This window comes from Acidovorax sp. Leaf160, assembly GCF_001424265.1.
GTDB lineage: Bacteria > Pseudomonadota > Gammaproteobacteria > Burkholderiales > Burkholderiaceae_C > Paracidovorax.
On sequence record NZ_LMOV01000029.1, the window covers coordinates 158,899 to 177,731 of the forward strand.

Below are 18,833 nucleotides of genomic sequence, written 5' to 3' on the forward strand. Positions count from 1 at the left end.
AGACAAGAGGAATACTGATGTGCGGGCGGGCGCGGCCCTCAGGCTGCCAGCGGCGGCAACCCAGCGCGCCCGGCCGGGCGTGCAGCGCCATCCGCCGGCGTCGGCGCCACAGCGGCGGTCGCGTCACAAGCAACGATGGCCTGCCCCGATTTCAGCCACGCAGGCTTCAGTTCCGGGACCTGAATCTGAACGCCCTGCAGGCCGCGAGCACCAGACTGCCGCACTGCGGCGAACTCGGCAGGCGTCTCTATGTCTTCCACCACCACGCAGGGACAGAGCACCGAACAGGCGGCGACCAGTTTGCGCAGCATGTCCGCTGGAGCGGGCGAGTGCAGGGCATGGACCACCAGGTTGCGGTCCATCTTCACCACATCGGCCTGCGAACGCGCCAGGAATTCGAGCGTGCTGTGGCCCGCGCCCATGTCGTCGATAGCGATGCGCGCGCCACAACCCTGCAGTCGCGCCAGCAGCTCGAAGGTCTCCGCAGAGGCCGGCACGCCGCTGGTTTCCTTGATTTCCAGCACCAGCCTTCCGGCCACCTGCGGGTGGTGGGCGAGGTGGTCCAGCAGCAGGCGCCACCACGCCGTATCCCGCAGCGACATGGCCGAGACGTTGCAGCCCAGGCGCTGGTCCGGGTGGGTGCGCAGCAGTTGCACGCAGGTCCAGACGACGCACTGCTCCAGCCGCGCAGCGCCGCCGGTGCGCTCCAGCGCCCTGATGGACTGGGTTAAGTTGAAGACGTCCTGCGTGCCAGGCGCTGCGTGGCGCAACAAGGCCTCGTGGTAGAGCACGGCACCGTCCGTGCGCAGAACGGACTGGAAGGCCAGGGCCAAGGCACCCTCTTGCAGCGCGTCGAGCAGCATGCCGGCCTGCAACAGGTCAGAGCGCAGGCTGCTGCCCGTTACGGCTGCGGCATAGGGCTGCTCGCCGCCGGGCGCCCAGCCCCGGTGCGCGGCAAAGGCCTCTTGGACGTCGGTGGCCGCACTGCCATCGGGCAGGTAGAACACATCGAGCCCGGCCTGCAGGTAGATGCGATGCCCTGCGCACGTGAACGGCCGGTCCTCGATGGCGGCACGCAGCCGTTCAAGCAGACGATCCAGGGCAACCTGCGATGCGCCAGACGCGGGGAGATCGATCAGGAACACGGCGGCATTGCCAGACAGGCTATGCGCAGCAAAGCCGCACGCGCGCAGCCGCTCGACCACGTTTCCATGGAGCGGGTCCTTCACCGGGACCCCGTATGCCAGCACCAGCATGTCCAGATTGGCGATGTAGACGATCACCGATCCCGGCTTACGCACCAGACTGTTTTCCTCCTGAAGAATGGAGCGGGAAGACGAAGAAAAACACGCCTGCGACATCAGGTGGTGGGGTCAGGGACCCAGAGGTTGTTCAATGCAAATGCCTATCAACTGCAGCGCCAATGGTAATTGATTTTTACCAAATCAGTAAATCACATTGTTAACCGCGCGCTAGCCAAGCCATAGGGTCAAGTTCTATGGTGAAAATTGTTCACGGTGAGGAAACCAAGGCGTTTGCCGCACGGCTGAGGCAGGCGCTAGAAGGGGCGGGCGTGCGCCCATCCCCGTCCGTCGTCGCGCACGAATTCAATCTCCGTTATTGGGGAAAAAGCATCACCGCGCACACGGCGCGGGCATGGCTGGCGGGCGTGGCCATTCCCATGCAGGACAAGCTGCGCACGCTGAGCGACTGGCTGAAAGTGAGTCCAGACGAACTGCGCTTCGGTGCGCGCAGCAATGCGCTCGACAGCCTGGCCCGGGAGGCGGACCCTTCGCTGGGCGAGCTCAGTCTGCAGGACAGGGAAATGCTGGCGCGCTACCTGGTGCTGCAGCCGTCGCAGCGCAAGACAGTGCAGGAAGTGGTGCACGCCATGTCGCTGGTGGCGCAGGTGATGGCGTCCTCAGAACACCCGGTGCGGGCGGAGCAGCCGAGCCCGCCGCCGGTCAGCCCGGTCCGCCGCGGAACCGCTCGGCCGCCTGGCGGCTGACCTCGGCCAGCAATTGCTCCTCGCGCTGGCGCTCCCGCAGCCAGCGGGCGTCGTTCTGGCCGGCGGAGGCCTCGCTGTGCAGCATGTGCAGCGCGCCCGACGCGCCATGCGCGCCGGCATGGCGCGCGATGTGGTCGAAGGTGTGCAGGATGTGGTCGCGCAGCGGCATGTGGTTGCCGGTGGCCGGATCCACATACACCGCTTCCATACCGAAGCGGCAGGCCTGGAAGCGGTTGTAGGTGTAGACCAGGTAGTCGTCTTCGCTCGGGGTGAAGGGCTGCTCGGCCAGGAACCAGGCGCCCAGCGACTGCACGAAGGCCGACAGCGCGGCGGCCCGCTCGATGGTGAGCGGGGTGTCGAAGACGCGGATCTCGATGGTGCCGAACTCGGGCTTGGGTCGGATGTCCCAGTAGAAGTCCTTCATGCTCTTGACCACGCCGGTGTGGGTCATCTTGCCGAAGTAGGTTTCGAAGTCCTTCCACGTCAGCACCATGGGCGCGCGGCCCGAGAGCGGGAAGGCGAAGACCGAGTTGAGGCGCGCGGAATCGAACGCCGTGTCCTGCGCCTGGACGAACGGGCTGGAAGCCGACAGCGCGATGAAGTGCGGGATGTAGCGCGACATGCGGTGCAGCATGAGCAGCGCCTCGTCGGCGCTGGGGCAGCCGATGTGCACGTGCTGGCCGAAGATGGTGAACTGCTTGGATAGGTAGCCGTAGAGCTGCGACAGTTCCTGGAAGCGCGGCTTGTCGTAGATGCGGCGCTCGTGCCACTGCTGGAAGGGGTGCGTGCCGCCGCCAACCACGGCGATGTTCAGCTTGTCGGCGCTTTTGACCAGCGCGTCGCGGATCTGCGTGAGCTGCCCCAGCACCTCGCTGCCCGAATGGCAGATGCCGGTCGAGATCTCGATCATGCTGTTGGTCATCTCGGGCACCACGCTGCCGGGCAGCGGCTGCTTGGCCATCAGGCGCAGCATGTCCTCGGCATAGGGCGCCAGGTCGTAGTCGTGCGTGTTGACGAGCTGCAGTTCCAGCTCGACGCCGAGCGTCAGCGGCTCGGACTGGTGGAAGGCTTCAAGACTCACGGGAGGCGTCTCCGGCTGGGGCAGCGTTCGGTGCGGGGGCGGCAGCGGCGGTGGCTCCGGTGGAGCCGGTGCGGGCGGCGCGGGTCAGCGCAGCCCAGGGCTTGGAGCTTTCTCCGGCGCGGTAGATGGCGACGGTGGCGATCACCGCGCCCAGCACTTCCATCAGCAAGATGGCGGGCAGCGCGACCCGGGCGATCAGGTGTCCGGTGGAGGCCGAGGCCAGCACGAACTGCGAGGCGATCAGCAGGGCGATGGAGGACATGGGCGTCATCGCGCAGCTGACCCAGAAGGCCTGGCGCCAGCTGGCGCCGCTGCCGACGTTGCCGACGGCCACGCCCAGCGCCTTGGCCACCAGCCGCACCACGATGAGGGCCACCACCACGCCGGCCACCGGCCCGCTCCAGTCGGCCTGTGCGGCCACGGTGGAAACGAGCACGAACATCAGCATGGTGAGCAGGGACGAGGCGGTACCCATCTGCCGCGGCCAGGCCCAGGGGCGCGGGTTGAGCTGCTTGAGCAGCATGCCGCCCAGCAGCGCGGCGAGCGGCGCGGAGCCGCCCATGAAACCCGCCACGGTGGTGGCCGCCGCAATCAGCGTGAGCAGCAGCATGGAGGTGTTCTCGCTGGTCGGGCTCATGAACCGCAGCGCCATGCGCAAGACCAGAGCCAGCACCGCACCCACGATGATCGACACCCCCAGCACCACCATCACGGGGTAGATGGTGTCGGCCAGGCGCGCTGCGGGCCGGTTGATGAGTTCAGCCTGTGCGCTGCCCAGCGTCAGGGCGTAGAGGGTGGACAGCGTGGCCAGCACGATGGCGCGGTCGGTCACCGGGCCGGCGGCGCGGGTGTCCTGCACCACGCGGGTCAGGATGGCCGGGGACGCGGCCAGCGCCACCAGGGCCAGCGGCCCGGCCGCGCGGGGCGGCACGTCGAGCCAGATGAGCACCCAGTACACGGCGAAGTAGGTGAAGGCGGATTCGGCCACGCTCTGCACCAGCACCATCGGGTTGTGGCGGAACCAGCGCAGCGGAATGCGGGCGCCGGCCTCGAACAGCACCAGCGCGATGCCCAGCTCCAGCAGGAAGAGGCCGATGCCCTGCAGCGGCCACACGGCGCCGCTGAAGCCCAGCAACCCCGCCACCGTGCCGACCAGCGTGTAGCCCACCACCTTGGGCAGCCCCGTGTGCCGTTGCACCAGGTAGCCGGCCATCGCGGCCCCGGCCAGCAGCAGCGACCACTGCACCGTGGGCAGCCCCGCCGAGGGGCGCAGCCATTGCGCCCAGAAGCTCATCACCTCATTCATGTGTGGATCATTCCTTGTGGCCATGACGCGGGTGTTGCACCCGCCGTGGAGTTCTTTTCGAAAAAACGATGCGCCTGCGGGACCGTCCCCGGGCCGCCGTGAGGTCGCCCGAATCTACCCGCCGAAAGCCCCTTTGCTTGTAGGACACGGGCGGCGGCCCCGCCGCGCCCTGCCAGCCGGCCAGCCTGCGGCTGCGCCGGCCGGGTCAGGCGGCGTCGGCCGCGGCGGCACGGCCGCGCACCGGCATGAAGAAGCTGAGCGGGGCGCGCCAGAGGCGCGAGCGCAGCGCGCGGTACAGGCGCGACTTCTCGCCGCCGGTGGCGTTCTCGGCCCGCAGCGCGACCCGGAAGGCCAGGTAGAAGCTGACCGTCACGTTCAGCGCGCCGATCAGCGGCAGCGAGGCCGCCGCCCACCAGAACGCCGGCTCGTGCAGCACCTCCATGCCCAGCGAGGTGGCCGCAGCCCCCATCTGGCCGGTGGAGAGGGTGACGTGGCGCACGTCCAGCCCCAGGCCGAAGAAGGCCGCGAAGGCCGGCACCAGGCCCAGCATGAAGCCCAGCGAGATGTTCGCCGCGAAGCCCGACAGGTTGGTGCGCATGAAGCGTGCCCAGCGCACCGCGCGCGCTGCGCCCAGCACCCGCGTGATGCGCGGGTTGAAGCGGATGGCCGAGTCGAGCCGGTGCAGCACGAACCAGTTCTCCGCCCAGCCCGCGATGATGCTGGACGAAAACAGCAGCACGCCGGTGAAGGCGGCGAACAGCAGCGACGGGCCGAGCACGTGCAGCGATTCGAGCACATGGCGGGCATGCGCGTGGCTGATGGCCGGCTCGCCGGTGAAATGCGCGATGGCCAGGGTGATGCCGATCACCGCCGGGAACACCACCAGCACATTGCCCAGCACCGCCGCGACCTGCGATCGCACCAGGTGGGTGACCTCGTCCACGAAGGACTCCACCGCCGCGTCGTCCTGCAGGTCGACCAGCTTGGCGGCCATGGCCGGCGCCGTCATGGCGGGCTGCTTGGTGGCGACGGTGAAATGCAGCAGCTGGATCAGCACGAAGCTGGCCGCGTAGTTGAAGCCGGCCCAGAAGCCGCCCCAGAACGCGGAGAGCGCCAGCGCCGCGAGCCCGAACTTCATCAGCGTGGTGAACGCCATGACCAGGCCGCCACCCGCCGCCTTGGCGAACATGGCGCGGTATTCGGCACCGTTGCGGGTGATGTAGTGGCTGCCCGTCTCGGCGCTGCGCTCGGCCACCTTGGCCGCCAACAGGGAGGTGTTGGAACGCAGCAGCGCACGCAGGCTGCGGCGCTCCCGGCCGACGTTCACCAGCCGCGCCATCAGCTGCGCCGAGGTGACGGCCGGCGTGGGCGAGAGCAGGCAGTCGAGCAGCGCGCGCACCCGCAGAATGCGCTCGCGCAGCTGCCGCAGGCGGAACACCAGGCCCACCGAGATGCCGTTGTCGTGGAAGTGGGAATACACCGTGAACGCCGCCGCGCGGCAGGCGTCCAGCCGGTCACGCAGGCGCAGCACGGCCTCGTCCAGCCGGTCGCTGGTGCGCAGCTGGTGCAGCACCTCGACCCGCAGGCTCTCCACGTCGCGGATCAGCGCATGGAAGGGCTGCGCGTCGCGGGCCGAATCGGTCATGCGCAGGCGCAGCTCGGGCGCGAAGCCGGTGGAGAGGATCTGCCCCGCGCAATAGGTGATGGCGTCCAGCAGCGAACGCTGCCAGCGCGTGGCGCCCGGCGCTTCAGCGGGGGACAGCACCGCCAGGAGGCGCTCCAGCAGGGGCTCGTCCAGGGCCGCCAGCCAGCGGGCGTCGAAGTCGCTGGCCAGTGCCAGCATGAACAGCTCGGACGCATCGATGGTTTCCGGGCTGGCGGGCAGCAGCTTGTAGCGCAGGCGCTCGCCGATCTCGCTGATCAGCGCGGTGCGGGGCGCGAAGCCGAAGTCGGCCAGCAAGGTGGTGATGTCCACCGTCTGGATCAGCGCCGTCCACCAGGCCTGCACGCGTTCCTGCAGCGCGGGGTCGCCCTCGACCCGCTCCACCAGGGTCTGCAGGCGGCTGACGGCGGCCTCGACCGAGCGGCGGTCGCCGCGCACCCAGTCGAGCAGCGCGATCAGCGCCAGGTGCCGGTGGGCCAGCGGGGCGGCGGGGTCCAGGGCCGCCAGCAGCGGCCCCGGGTCGGCGGGACGCCTCAATGCAGCACCCGGTGGGTCAGCGGCTCGCCGGTGGCGCCGTCGTCCACCGCCTCCAGCACGAACAGGTCGATGGGACAGCTGAACGATTCGCCGTCGTCGGCCATGCAGAAGTAGCTGCCGTGCATGCTGCCGCTGGCTGTGCGCAGGCGGCAGCCGCTGGTGTACTGGAACGCCTCGCCGGGCTTGAGCAGCGGCTGCTGGCCCACCACGCCCAGGCCCTTGACCTCTTCGGTGTGGCCCCGCGCGTCGCTGATGATCCAGTGGCGCGAGATGAGCTGCGCGGGCACGTCGCCGGTGTTGGTGACCGTGATGGTGTAGGCGAAGCTGTAGACGCCCTCGGCGGGCGAGGACTGCTCGGGCAGGTATTCGGGCTCGACTTCGGCCAGGAACTGGTACTTCGGCATGGGGCAATGGTAAAGGGTAAGTACCGAGTTGGAGGCTGGGCAGGCTGCAGGGGGCGGTGGCTCGGGCGGCGGGTGGATCAGGGTGCGCGGGCCGCCGCCGAATGCACGGCCACCCGGGCAACTGCGACAATCGCGGCATGAGCCGCCCCTACCGAATCGCCCCCTCGATCCTGTCCGCCGATTTCGCCCGCCTGGGCGACGAAGTGAAGAACGTCATCGCCGCCGGCGCCGACTGGATCCACTTCGACGTGATGGACAACCACTATGTCCCCAATCTGACCTTCGGTCCGATGATCTGCCAGGCGCTGAAGCCCCATGCCAAGACGGCCGAGGGCGTGGCCGTGCCCATCGACGTGCACCTGATGGTGCAGCCGGTGGACGCCCTGGCCGCCGCCTTCGCCGACGCCGGCGCCGACTACATCAGCTTCCACCCCGACGCCTCGGGCCACGTACACCGCAGCATCCAGGCGATCCGCTCCAAGGGCGTGAAAGCCGGCCTGGTCTTCAACCCGGCCGAGCCGCTGGACGTGCTGGACTGGGTGATCGACGACCTCGACCTGATCCTGCTGATGAGCGTCAACCCCGGTTTCGGCGGCCAGAGCTTCATCGACTCCGCCCTGCGCAAGACCGAGGCCGTGCGCCGCCGCATCGATGCCTGCGGCAAGGACATCCGCCTGGAGGTGGATGGCGGCATCAAGGAAACCAACATCCGCCAGGTGGCCGATGCGGGCGCCGACACCTTCGTGGCGGGCAGCGCCATCTTCGGCAAGCCGGACTACCGGGCGGTGCTCGACACCATGCGGGCCGCGCTGGCCTGAGCTTGCGCGGCGCCGCCGCCTGCACAGCCCGGCGACCGCCCGGCGGCCGCCCGGCGCTGAAGGCCAGCCGGCAGGCAGGCGGGCGATCCGATCAGTCCGAGGAGACAGGCGGCCAACGATGCATGTCGGCGCCAGGCCCTGCTCCGGTTCAGGAAGCCGGACGGGGTGCGGGTGGCACGGGCATGGGTTGCGCGCCGCCCTCGGGCATCGGACGGGGCGCGGGTTTGCCGTCCGGGCCGTGCTTCGGGCCGTGCTTCTTCTTGTCTTTCTTGTCCTTTTTCTTCTTGTCCTTGTGATCGGGGCGTGGCGGCATCGGCTCGTCCATGCCGTCGCGCATGGGCATGGGCATGGGCGCGGCGCCAGGGGTGCCGACGGGCACCTGGGTCTGCGCCTCCAGCAGCACGCCGCCACCGCTCACCGAACCCGACACCGGACCATTCTTCACGCGGGCCATGCAGGCGTCGCGGTCCAACGGCTCACGAAACACCGTGCAGCGCTGCTCGGCATTGCGCTGGAAGTCCATGTCCGCGGCAGGCGTCAGCTGGCCGGAGCGCATCGCCTGGCGCGCCGCAGCGGCCTCTGCCAGACAGGCCGAACGGCTGTCCGACGCGGAGAGCTGCGCGCAGGCCGCGCGGTCGTCCTGGTAGCTGCTGCCCGCGTTGCCCCGAGCTGGGGCGGCGTGGGTGAACCCTGCGGCGGCCATCAAGGCGATGGCTGGCAGGGCGCGGATGATCTGGTTGAGGCGCATTTCCGGTACTCCCTTTGGTTGAAGACAAGGTGAGCGGAGACGATAGGCAAGCTGCATCAAATGGCCTGTCGGACAGCCTGCACGTATCGAGTCGGCGACCCGGCCGCGCTGCAGGGGAGAGCGCGCCTTGATGCGCCCGCAGCTGCGCTGCCCCGTGCCTTGAGCACGGGGCGGTGGAGAAAGCAAAGTGGGCGGCTCAGGCCGGTGGGTGGGTGCGACCCCCGCCTGGCTCGACAGCCGGAGACGCGCTCAGCAACGTCCCCCGGCGCAACGGGTCAGCGGGTCAACGTGGCGAAGCAGGCACCGTGGTGATGGTCTCGCGCAGCACACCCCCGCCGCTCACGGAACCCTGGGTGTTCCCGCCACGGACGCGATCCACACAGGCGGATTTGTCCGCTGCGTCCGTGAACGATGCACAGCGCTGCAACGCGTTGTTCTCGTAGTTGCCCGGCTCGGCACTGGCCAGCTGGCCCTGGCGGGCCGCCTGCTGCGCCGCGCCAGCTTCGTGGATGCAGGCCGCCTTGCTCTCGGCCGAGCTGACCTGGGCGCAGGCGGCACGGTCCTGCTGGTAGCTGTTGGCGCGCATGCCGTCGCCCGGCGCGGCGTAGGCGGCGCCAGCGGTGGCCAGCAGAACGGCGGGAAGGCAACGGGCGAGGGACGACAGACGCATGGCAGGTTCCTTGGGAGTGGTGAGTTCACCGCCAGCGTAGGCGCCTCGCCCCGGCGCGGGTGTCGGACGGATCAGACAGACCATGCCGGCCACGGTGCGACGGGGGAAGGCTGCGTCCTGGCAAGGCCCACCGCCTCGCCCCGCCCCGCCCCGCATCGGGTCACCGCACCATGCAGGGCCGCTTGGGGTCGAACTTCCACCCGGGGATGAGGTACTGCATGCCTTGCGCGTCATCGCGCGCGCCCAGGCCGTGCTGCAGGTAGAGCTGGTGCGCGCGTTCGACTGCGTCCATGTCCAGCTCGATCCCGAGCCCGCCCTGCTGCGGCAGATCGACATACCCGCCCCGGATCTGCAGCGGGTTCTTGGTCAGGAACTGCCCGTCCTGCCAGATCCAGTGCGTGTCGATGGCGGTGACCCGGCCCGGCGCGGCCGCGCCGACATGCGTGAACATGGCGAGGGACACATCGAAGTGGTTGTTGGAATGCGATCCCCAGGTCAGCCCGAACGCCTGGCAGAGCTGGGCCACGCGCACCGAGCCGGCCATGGTCCAGAAGTGGGGATCGGCGAGCGGTATGTCGACCGATTGCAGCGACAGCGAATGCGCCATCTGGCGCCAGTCGGTGGCGACCATGTTGGTGGCGGTGGGCAGGCCGGTGGCGCGGCGGAATTCGGCCATGACCTCGCGCCCCGAGAAGCCCTCCTCGGCGCCGCAAGGGTCTTCGGCATACGCCACCACGCCATGCAGGTCGCGCATCAGCCGCACCGCGTCCTTGAGCAGCCAGCCGCCGTTCGGGTCGAGCGTGACGCGGGCCTGCGGAAAGCGTTCGTGCAGGGCGCGCACGGCCTCCACTTCCTCTTCACCGCGCAGCACGCCTCCCTTGAGCTTGAAGTCTTCGAAGCCATAGCGCTCCTGTGCCGCTTCCGCCAGCCGCACGATGGCCTCGGGCGTCATGGCCTTCTCATGCCGCAGGCGCTGCCAGTCGCTGGCGGCGCCCGCGTCGGACTGGTAGGGCAGGTCGGTCAAGCTGCGGTCGCCCACGTAGAACAGGTAGCCCAGCATCTGCACCGACGTGCGCTGCACGCCCTCGCCCAGCAGGGCCGCCACGGGCACGCCCAGGTGCTGCCCCAGCAGGTCGAGCAAGGCCGACTCCGCTGCGGTGACCGCATGGATGGCCGTGCGCAGATCGAATGTCTGCAGCCCCCGCCCGCCGCTGTCGCGCCCCTCGAAGGCCTGGCGCATGGCGTTCAGCACCGCGTTGTAGCTGCCGATGGGCTGGCCGACGATGAGCGGGCGCGCGTCTTCCAGCGTCTGGCGGATCTTCTCGCCGCCCGGCACCTCGCCCACGCCCACGCGGCCGGCGTTGTCGGTCAGCACCAGCAGGTTGCGGGTGAAGAACGGGGCGTGCGCACCGCTCAGGTTGAGCAGCATGCTGTCATGGCCCGCGACGGGAATGACGCGCATCTCGGAGACGACGGGCGTGGCTGAAGGAGAAGGAACGGAAGGAATGGAAGGCGAAGACGTCATGGTGCAGCCGGAGCGATGGCGGATGGAATGGAGGGCGGCAGGGAACGCCGGGAGACCGGCGGGCGGGTCAGTTGGCGGTGATGCCGCCAGTGTCGATCACCTGCTTCCAGCGGGCGAACTCCCTGGCCTGGAACTGCGTGAACTGTTCGGGCGTGTTGCCGACGATTTCCAGGCCGGCATCGGTGAACTGCTTGGTCAGCGCCGGGTCCTTCAGCGCCTTGATGATGCCGGCATGCAGCTGGGCGCGGATGTCGGCCGGCAGGTTCTTGGGCGCGGCGAAGGCCTGCCATGCGTACACGTCGACGCCCTGGACGCCCGCCTCGGCCATGGTGGGCACGTCCGGCAGCACGGGCGAGCGCTTGTCGCCGGTCACCGCGATGGCCTTGAGCTTGCCCGAGCGGATGTGCGCGATCACGGTGTTCACGTTCTGGAACGACATGTCCACCTGGCCGCCGAGCAGATCGGTGACGGCGGGCGCCCCCCCCTTGTAGGGAATGTGCAGGCCCTTGGTGCCCGTCTTCTGCCAGAAGAGCTCGGCCGTGAGGTGGTCGGACGAGCCGGCGCCGGACGTCGCGAAGCTGACCGTGCCCGGCTTGGCCTTGAGCAGCGCGATCGCATCCTGCACGCTATTCACCTTCGACGCCAACGGCGGGCTGACCACCAGCACGTTCGGCGTCTGCACCGCGACGGTGAGATAGGTGAAGTCCTTCAGAGGGTCGTAGGGCAGCCCCTTGATGAGGTGCGGCGCCACGACGAACGGCGCGAGCGACGACACCAGCAGCGTGTAGCCGTCGGCGGGCGCACGGGCCACCTGCGTGGCGCCGATGCTGCCCGTGGCGCCTGCCTTGTTGTCCACCACGAAGGACTGCTTGAACTGCTCGCCCAGGTGGTTGCCCACGGCCCGGGCAATGGTGTCGGTGGACCCGCCCGCAGGGAAGGGCACGATGATCGTGACGGACTTGTCAGGCCAGGCCCAGGCGGACGTCGCCAGGCACAGTGTGGCCAGGCCCGCGCACAGGGCGCTCTTCGCATTCTTCAAGCTGTTCATGCCGGTCTCCATTCATGTCATGAGGGAGGCTCGATCCGAACCACCCAAAAGATAACGATAACAATCGCAAGAAAGCGTATTGTTAACGTGAACATTTAAGAATCGACCAGTATTTACCCGAATGTGACGCACTACCAGGCGCGTTCGGGCATTGCGCGCCCAGGCGGAAGCCGCCGCCCGCCGTTCGCTCTTCATACAATGACGCCGCTTCCGGCCCGCTCCGCCGCCCCTGGCCACCGGGCCAATTGCCCTCCCCTCACCGATCTCCCCCTGCTTCCGGACCCCGCCGACGCAGTGCGATTCCCCAGCGCCCGCCATGAAACCCATCAGCAAGCCCGCAACGGTGCAGGACGTCGCCGCCCTGGCTGGGGTGTCGGCGATGACTGTTTCCAGAGCCCTGAACACGCCCGACAAAGTCACGCCCGACACGGCAGCCCGCGTGCGCACAGCCGTGGAGCAACTGGGCTACGTGCCCAATGCCATGGCCAGCGGACTGCGCCGGGCGCGGGCCCGCATGGTGGCCGCCCTGCTGCCCACGCTGGTGGGGCCCGTCTTCCAGGAACTCGTCGAATCCCTGTCGGCCTCGCTCAACCGCCACGGCTACCAGCTGATGATCGGCCAGGCCGGTTACGACGCGGCGCAGGAGGAAGACTGGATCAAGGCCATCATCCAGCGCCGGCCCGACGGCATCGTGGTGGTGGGGGTGGTGTCGTCGGCCGGGGCGCGCAACGCGCTGCTGGCCTCGCACATTCCGGTGGTGGAAACCTGGGACTTCACCGCCGACCCGGTGGACATGCTGGTCGGCTTCTCGCACGTGGCGCTGGGCGAGCGGGTGGCGCAATTCCTCTCCGACCAGGGCCACCGCCACGTGGCCATCATCACGGGCGACGACGCCCGGGCCCGCGCCCGCGCCGACGCCTTCATCTCCCGCTCGAAGGCCCTGGGCGCGGCCTCGGCCGACTGCTTCTTCACCCAGGCGCCCAGCACCCTCGGCGCGGGCCGCAAGGGCCTGGCGCACCTGATGCGCACGGCGCCCGGCATCTCGGGCGTGTTCTGCAGCTCCGACAGCCTGGCCCTCGGCGCCTCGATCGAGGCCCAGCATCAGGGCATTGCGGTGCCCGGGCAGCTGGCGATCATCGGCATGGGCGACCAGAGCTTCGCGCAGGATGCCCAGCCGGCGCTGACCACCGTGCGGCTGGACGGCACCCGCATCGGCGAGATGGCGGCCGAGATGATGATGGCGCGCGCCGAGGGACGGCCGGTCGATCGGCGCGTGGTGGACGTCGGCTTCGAGATCGTCGTGCGCAGCAGCACCTGACGGCCGGTGGCAGCGCAACGCTGCGCTGGCCGGCGGCGGGCATCGCCCGGCCCACCGGTCGCGCACCGTCCGACGCCGGCCTGCGCGCGAACTACCGCAGCTTGATGCTGATGCTCTTGGGCTGATCGGGCACCTGCACCGACGCCGCGTTGAAATCGGGCGGCCCGAACAGGCCCATCACGTTGTTGGAAAACCCGTAGCGCTCGGTCGGCATGCCGACGAGGTTGGTGTCCAGCTTGCCGTTGGAGTTCTCATCGGCAAACGCCACGAAGGCATAGGTGCCCGCCGGCAGATCCCTGAACGACACCACGGTCGGATCGCCCTGCGCCCCCGTGATCTCGGTGCGCAGTGGGGTGTTGCTCTTCATGGTTTCCGCGCTGTCGTAGACGGCCACGAAAATGCGGCTGGGCACCGTGGGCAGGTTTTCGATGCCGACGCGGACATCGGCCGCGTGGGCGCGCGCCACGGCCAGCAGCGCGAGAGCAAGAAGGGTGGAAAGCTGTTTCACGGTGATCGAGTTTCTTTCAGGTCGGCCTTGCCAGCCCCGCCGCCCCGAACGGCCAACGGATGAAGCGGGAAGCCGGGGCCGGGTCTGCATGCTCGCCCAGGTTGCACACGGGATTTGTGCGCCGCATTCTCGCAGGCAGCCCATGGCGGTGGGGAAGGCGCGGGAGCAGCGTGCCCTGCAGCGGCAGGAGCGCCTGATGGACGAGCACGTTCCGGCAATAAGGCCAGGAGGGTTTTGTGGGCCGCTCTTATTCTTGCGGCCCCGACAGCTCCCGCCGCCAGTGGCATTTTGCTCCATGCCTTCCCCCCTGATTCCGGTGCCCCCGGCCACCTTCGACGCCGCCATCGTCGACCTCGACGGCACCATGGTCGACACCCTGGGCGACTTCGCCGAAGCCATACGGCGCATGCTGGCCGACCTGCAACTGCCCGCCATCGACGCCGCGCAGATCGAGCCGATGGTCGGCAAGGGCTCCGAACACCTGCTGCGCTCCGTGCTGAAGCACGTGCTGCCGGCGGCTGATTCGCTTCAAGCGGAAGCACTCTACCCAGCCGCGTGGGACGCCTACCAGCGCCACTACCTGCAGATCAACGGCCAGCATTCGGCCGTGTACGCCGGTGTGGTGGAGGGACTACAGGCCCTGCGCGCTGCCGGGCTGCGGCTGGCGTGCCTGACCAACAAGCCCGGCGACTTTGCCGGCCCGCTGCTGCAAGCCAAGGGGCTGGACGGGTTTTTCGACCAGGTGTTCGGCGGCGACGCCTTCGAGCGCAAGAAGCCCGACCCGCTGCCGCTGCTCAAGACCTGCGAGGCGCTCGGCACGCTGCCGGCACGCACGCTGATGATCGGCGACTCCAGCAACGACGCGCAGGCGGCGCGCGCGGCAGGCTGCCCCGTGGTGCTGGTCACCTACGGCTACAACCACGGCCGGCCGGCGCGGGACGTGGATGCGGACGGCTACGTGGACAGCCTGGCCGAGCTGCGGCCGGCCTGAGCAAACGAGCAAGCGAGCAAGCAAGTAAACAAGCGAGCGATCGTTCGCGCGAGGCGCCGGGCCATCGCCCGGCCCTGCGTTTTCGGCGCTCTCTCGGTGGCCGGCTCATCCAGCCGGCTTCCCCAGCAGCGCGTCCTTCAGCTGCCAGTCGGCGGGACGGGGACCGAGCCAGATCCCGAGCAGTGCATCGAAGAACTCGGGCTCCTTGAAGGGCTCGCCCTGGGCCTGGCCCTTCACGGTGATGACGGTGCCCGTGCCCGGAAGCCAGTCGACGGTGAACGTGTCGCCCGCCTTGAGCTTCCTGTGCTCCGAGAAGATCTGCCCCATGCGCAGCACGCCGGGCACCAGGCGCGAGAAGGCGCCCCGGTCCATGTTGTCTTCCACGCCGCGCGAGAAGAGCTTGCCCAGTTCGCCCGAATCGATGTCGCGCAGCATGGTGATCGTGAGCCGCTTGGCGCCCCGCTGCGCGGCCACGTCGGCGGCGGAGCCCGCCGGCTGTGGCAGGTAGAGGCCGGCGGCATAGACCTTGAACACCGCCTTGTGCCGGATGCCCGCGCCATTGAGCCGCAACGGCTGGCCCTGCACCGTGATCGCCGATTCGAAGGGAACGCCGGCCAGGGTGGTGGCCGGCTGGGCGGCCGCGTTCAACGCGACCAAGCATAGGGCGACGCCTGCCGCCCGGCGAAACAGAGACAACATGGAAAACCCTCGGTAAAAAAGAACGATCGTTCTTTTTTGCGGATTCTCCCGCCTTTGCCGGTGGGGGTGCAACAGGGTTTTCTCGCGCTGCAGGCCTGCGCGCGGTCTGGGCGCAAGCGGGCTTTGCTACACTTTGCCGATGTTCATTCACCGCGTTTTCATTACAGGTTGCAGCGACCGGGGAGCCTGGCCCTGGCGTAAGCCAATCCTGCTGCTTAACGCTTGACAGCACCTGGGCCGCGTCCCAGCGTGCGCCCGTGGCCCCACCCGGTGGGCGCCGAATCTTGGAATGAATGAACTGCGGCACGGTCCATGCACCGTCCTGATCGCGCGCCACAGGCAGCGAGCCGCAGAAGCTGGGAACTCTCCGTGATCACAGAACTGGAATTCAAAAGCCTGGCCGGCGAAGGCTACAACCGCATCCCGCTGATGGCGGAAGCCTTCGCGGACCTCGAAACCCCCCTGTCCCTCTACCTCAAGCTGGCCCATGCCGGCGGCAACGGCAAGCACAGCTTCCTGCTCGAATCGGTGGTAGGCGGCGAGCGCTTCGGGCGCTACAGCTTCATAGGCCTGCCGGCGCGCACCCTGCTGCGCGCCAGCGGCTTCGGCGACGCGGCCAAGACCGAAGTGGTGACCGACGGCCAGGTGGTGGAGACCGCTGCGGGCAACCCGCTGGACTTCATCGCTGCCTACCAGCAGCGCTTCAAGGTGGCCTTGCGGCCCGGCCTGCCGCGCTTTTGCGGCGGCCTGGCGGGCTACTTCGGCTACGACGCGGTGCGCTACATCGAGAAGAAGCTGGAAAAGACCTGCCCGCCCGACACGCTGGGCTGCCCCGACATCCTGCTGCTGCAGTGCGAAGAGCTGGCCGTCATCGACAACCTCTCGGGCAAGCTCTACCTCATCGTCTATGCCGACCCGGCCCAGCCTGAGGCCTACTCCCGCGCCAAGAAGCGGCTGCGCGAACTGAAGGAACAGCTGAAGTATTCGGTCAGCGCCCCCGTGGTGCGCCCGACCGAGAGCCACCCCGCGCAGCGCAGCTTCGCCAAGGCCGACTACCTGGCTGCGGTGGACCGCGCCAAGGAGCTGATCGCCGCGGGCGACTTCATGCAGGTGCAGGTGGGCCAGCGCATCCACAAGCGCTATACCGAGAGCCCCCTGAGCCTCTACCGCGCGCTGCGCTCGCTGAACCCGTCGCCGTACATGTACTACTACGACTTCGGCGGCTTCCAGGTGGTGGGCGCCAGCCCCGAGATCCTGGTGCGGCAGGAGAGCACGCCCGAAGGCCAGAAAGTGACGATCCGCCCGCTGGCCGGCACCCGCCCGCGCGGCGCCACGCCCGAGCGCGACAAGGCCACCGAGGTCGAGCTCATCAACGACCCCAAGGAGCGCGCCGAGCACGTGATGCTGATCGACCTGGCGCGCAACGACATCGGCCGCATCGCCCAGACCGGCACCGTGAAGGTGACCGAGGCCTTCGCCGTGGAGCGCTACAGCCACGTGATGCACATCGTGAGCAACGTGGAAGGCATCCTGAACGAGGGCATGACCAGCATGGACGTGCTGAAGGCCACTTTCCCCGCCGGGACGCTGACCGGCGCGCCCAAGGTGCACGCCATGGAGCTGATCGACCAGCTGGAGCCCTCCAAGCGCGGCCTCTACGGCGGCGCCTGCGGCTACCTGAGCTACGCGGGCGACATGGACGTGGCCATCGCCATCCGCACCGGCATCGTCAAGGACGGCACGCTCTACGTGCAGGCCGCCGCCGGCGTGGTGGCCGACTCGGTGCCCGAGATGGAATGGAAGGAAACCGAGCACAAGGCCCGCGCCCTGCTGCGCGCGGCGGAACTCGTCGAGGAGGGACTGGAATGAGCGAACTGCCCACCCTGCCCACCCTGCCGACCCGAGCCATCGACAAGACCCAGCACTGCCGCAGCATGGCCGAGGTGCGCGCCCGCGTGGACGCGCTCGACGACATCCTGGTGCCGCTGCTGGTCGAGCGCGGCGGCTACATGACGCAGGCCGCGATCAACAAGCCGCTGCAATCGCAGGTGCGCGACGAGGCCCGCATCGAGGCCATCGTGGCCCGCGTGCGCGCCCGCGCCGAGGCGGAAGGTGGCCAGCCCGACGTGATCGAGGCCATCTACCGCAGCATGATGGAGGCGTACATCGCCTACGAACACCGCGAGTTCGACCGGCTGGTGGCCGCGGGCCGCAAGCGCAACGAGGAGCCCACGCCATGACCCGCCTGCTGATGGTCGACAACTACGACAGCTTCACCTACAACATCGTCCAGTACTTCGGTGAACTGGGTGCCGAGGTCGAAGTGTTCCGCAACGACGAGATCACGCTCGAAGGCATTGCCGAGCGGCGGCCCGACCGGCTGGTCATCTCGCCCGGCCCCTGCTCGCCCGCCGAGGCCGGCATTTCCGTCGCGGCGATCCAGCACTTCGCCGGCAAGCTGCCCATCCTGGGCGTGTGCCTGGGCCACCAGAGCATCGGCGCGGCCTTCGGCGGCCACATCATCCGCGCGCAAGAGCTGATGCACGGCAAGACCAGCGTCATCACCACCACGCGGCAAGGCGTGTTCGCGGGGCTGCCCGAGCAGTTCACCGTCAACCGGTACCACTCGCTGGCCATCGAGCGTGGCAGCTGCCCCGACGTGCTGGCCGTGACCGCCTGGACGGATGACGGCGAGATCATGGGAGTGCGGCACAAGGAACTCGACATCGAGGGCGTGCAGTTCCATCCGGAAAGCATCCTCACCGAACACGGCCACGCCATGCTGAAGAACTTCCTGGCGGAGTCGCGCCCATGAGCCTCGCCATGCTGGGCATCGACGGGCAGCAGCTGGTGCTGTTCGTGGTCGCCGGCTGGCTGCTCAACCTGACGCCCGGGCCGGATGTGTTCTACATCGTCACGCACGCGCTGCGCTCCGGCGCGCGCGCCGGCATCGTGGCGGGCCTGGGCATCGCTGCCGGCTGCTGCGTGCACGTGGTGGCCGCGGCCCTGGGCGTGGGCGCGCTGCTGGCCGCCTCGGCGACGGCATTCACGGCGCTCAAATGGCTGGGCGCGGCCTACCTGCTCTGGATGGGCGTGCGCATGCTGCGCGCCCGGCCCGGCACGGGCCTGGCGGCCGTGACCCGGCAGGCCGAGGCCGGCGCCGCCGCGCCGCAACCAGCGATGCGGGCGGTGTTCGGCGGCGGCTTCTGGACCAACGTGCTCAACCCCAAGGTGGCCCTCTTCTTCCTGGCCTTCGTGCCGCAGTTCATCGCGCCGGGCGCGCCGCACAAGACGCTCGCCTTCCTGCTGCTGGGGCTGCTGTTCACCGTCAACGCGCTGCCGGTGTGCGCCGCCTGGGCCTTCGGCTCGGCATGGATCGCCCGCCGGGTGGGCGCGCTGCAGCACCGCATGCACTGGGTGGACCGGGCGGCGGGTGCCGTGTTCATCGCCTTCGGCATCAAGCTGGCCCTCACGGAGCGGCCCGCGCCCTGAACGGCGCCTTCCGCCTT

Annotated in this window: 19 protein-coding genes; 8 read left to right on the forward strand and 11 right to left on the reverse strand. The window is 69.0% G+C overall.

Features of this window, described 5'->3' with window-relative positions; genetic code table 11:
• Positions 1-38: 38 nt before the first annotated feature.
• The gene (locus ASF94_RS20395; protein WP_082493455.1) at positions 39-1,361 is read right to left on the reverse strand and encodes an EAL domain-containing protein; all 1,323 of its coding nucleotides are present in this window, start codon (positions 1,359-1,361) and stop codon (positions 39-41) included.
• A gap of 212 nt (positions 1,362-1,573) precedes the next feature.
• Here ASF94_RS20395 and ASF94_RS20400 point away from each other — a divergent pair, with 212 nt between their 5' ends.
• Entirely contained in the window at positions 1,574-2,008 is a 435-nt protein-coding gene (locus tag ASF94_RS20400) for a hypothetical protein (protein ID WP_235505447.1), read from the forward strand.
• Here ASF94_RS20400 and ASF94_RS20405 read toward each other — a convergent pair.
• From ASF94_RS20405 to apaG, 4 genes are all read right to left on the reverse strand, one after another.
• Entirely contained in the window at positions 1,965-3,089 is a 1,125-nt protein-coding gene (locus tag ASF94_RS20405) for a YbdK family carboxylate-amine ligase (RefSeq protein ID WP_056671025.1), read from the reverse strand. The two genes, ASF94_RS20400 and ASF94_RS20405, sit on opposite strands and share 44 nt — an antisense overlap.
• Positions 3,079-4,395, reverse strand: coding sequence for a cation:proton antiporter (locus ASF94_RS20410; RefSeq protein WP_056671028.1), 1,317 nt, complete (start codon positions 4,393-4,395; stop codon positions 3,079-3,081). The genes ASF94_RS20405 and ASF94_RS20410 overlap by 11 nt, the downstream gene beginning before the upstream one ends.
• Before the next feature lie 205 nt (positions 4,396-4,600).
• Positions 4,601-6,595 (reverse strand): site-specific recombinase, encoded by a 1,995-nt coding sequence (locus ASF94_RS20415; protein WP_056671031.1) that lies wholly within the window; start codon positions 6,593-6,595, stop codon positions 4,601-4,603.
• Positions 6,592-6,999, reverse strand: a complete 408-nt coding sequence (apaG, locus tag ASF94_RS20420) for a Co2+/Mg2+ efflux protein ApaG (protein ID WP_056671033.1) — start codon at positions 6,997-6,999, stop codon at positions 6,592-6,594. The genes ASF94_RS20415 and apaG overlap by 4 nt, the downstream gene beginning before the upstream one ends.
• 137 nt (positions 7,000-7,136) lie before the next feature.
• Between apaG and rpe the strand changes: the two genes are divergently transcribed.
• Positions 7,137-7,817 (forward strand): ribulose-phosphate 3-epimerase, encoded by a 681-nt coding sequence (rpe, locus tag ASF94_RS20425; protein ID WP_056671156.1) that lies wholly within the window; start codon positions 7,137-7,139, stop codon positions 7,815-7,817.
• A gap of 148 nt (positions 7,818-7,965) precedes the next feature.
• On the opposite strand, the gene ASF94_RS21625 is transcribed toward rpe, so the two are convergent.
• The 4 genes from ASF94_RS21625 to ASF94_RS20445 form a co-directional block, all read right to left on the reverse strand.
• The gene (locus tag ASF94_RS21625; RefSeq protein ID WP_082493456.1) at positions 7,966-8,565 is read right to left on the reverse strand and encodes a hypothetical protein; all 600 of its coding nucleotides are present in this window, start codon (positions 8,563-8,565) and stop codon (positions 7,966-7,968) included.
• Positions 8,566-8,848: 283 nt separating this feature from the next.
• A complete protein-coding gene (locus ASF94_RS20435; protein ID WP_056671036.1) occupies positions 8,849-9,235 on the reverse strand; it encodes a hypothetical protein in 387 nt (128 codons plus the stop codon).
• 160 nt (positions 9,236-9,395) lie between these two features.
• Positions 9,396-10,760, reverse strand: a complete 1,365-nt coding sequence (gene gudD / locus ASF94_RS20440) for a glucarate dehydratase (protein ID WP_056671039.1) — start codon at positions 10,758-10,760, stop codon at positions 9,396-9,398.
• 67 nt (positions 10,761-10,827) lie between these two features.
• The gene (locus tag ASF94_RS20445) at positions 10,828-11,808 is read right to left on the reverse strand and encodes a tripartite tricarboxylate transporter substrate binding protein (RefSeq protein WP_056671159.1); all 981 of its coding nucleotides are present in this window, start codon (positions 11,806-11,808) and stop codon (positions 10,828-10,830) included.
• A 316-nt stretch (positions 11,809-12,124) separates the two neighbouring features.
• Here ASF94_RS20445 and ASF94_RS20450 point away from each other — a divergent pair, with 316 nt between their 5' ends.
• On the forward strand, positions 12,125-13,126 hold the full coding sequence (locus ASF94_RS20450) for a LacI family DNA-binding transcriptional regulator (RefSeq protein WP_056671042.1): 1,002 nt from the start codon (positions 12,125-12,127) through the stop codon (positions 13,124-13,126).
• Between the two features lie 91 nt (positions 13,127-13,217).
• Here ASF94_RS20450 and ASF94_RS21485 read toward each other — a convergent pair whose 3' ends face one another.
• Positions 13,218-13,634: a DUF2141 domain-containing protein gene (locus tag ASF94_RS21485; RefSeq protein WP_162244651.1), complete on the reverse strand. Its 417-nt coding sequence runs from the start codon at positions 13,632-13,634 to the stop codon at positions 13,218-13,220.
• A gap of 295 nt (positions 13,635-13,929) precedes the next feature.
• Here ASF94_RS21485 and gph point away from each other — a divergent pair, with 295 nt between their 5' ends.
• Positions 13,930-14,625: a phosphoglycolate phosphatase gene (gene gph / locus ASF94_RS20460; RefSeq protein ID WP_056671048.1), complete on the forward strand. Its 696-nt coding sequence runs from the start codon at positions 13,930-13,932 to the stop codon at positions 14,623-14,625.
• A gap of 105 nt (positions 14,626-14,730) precedes the next feature.
• Here the strand turns inward: gph and ASF94_RS20465 are convergent, their stop codons facing one another.
• Entirely contained in the window at positions 14,731-15,324 is a 594-nt protein-coding gene (locus ASF94_RS20465) for a chalcone isomerase family protein (RefSeq protein WP_056671051.1), read from the reverse strand.
• Between the two features lie 369 nt (positions 15,325-15,693).
• Between ASF94_RS20465 and trpE the strand changes: the two genes are divergently transcribed.
• The 4 genes from trpE to ASF94_RS20485 are packed head-to-tail and all read left to right on the forward strand — an operon-like array spanning position 15,694 to position 18,816.
• On the forward strand, positions 15,694-17,193 hold the full coding sequence (gene trpE / locus ASF94_RS20470) for an anthranilate synthase component I (RefSeq protein ID WP_056671060.1): 1,500 nt from the start codon (positions 15,694-15,696) through the stop codon (positions 17,191-17,193).
• Complete coding sequence (locus ASF94_RS20475) at positions 17,190-17,564, forward strand: chorismate mutase (protein WP_056671063.1); 375 nt, start codon at positions 17,190-17,192, stop codon at positions 17,562-17,564. Before trpE ends, ASF94_RS20475 begins: the two co-directional genes overlap by 4 nt.
• The gene (locus tag ASF94_RS20480; RefSeq protein ID WP_056671066.1) at positions 17,561-18,139 is read left to right on the forward strand and encodes an aminodeoxychorismate/anthranilate synthase component II; all 579 of its coding nucleotides are present in this window, start codon (positions 17,561-17,563) and stop codon (positions 18,137-18,139) included. Before ASF94_RS20475 ends, ASF94_RS20480 begins: the two co-directional genes overlap by 4 nt.
• Positions 18,136-18,816, forward strand: coding sequence for a LysE family translocator (locus ASF94_RS20485; RefSeq protein ID WP_235505448.1), 681 nt, complete (start codon positions 18,136-18,138; stop codon positions 18,814-18,816). Before ASF94_RS20480 ends, ASF94_RS20485 begins: the two co-directional genes overlap by 4 nt.
• The last annotated feature ends 17 nt before the right edge of the window (positions 18,817-18,833 follow it).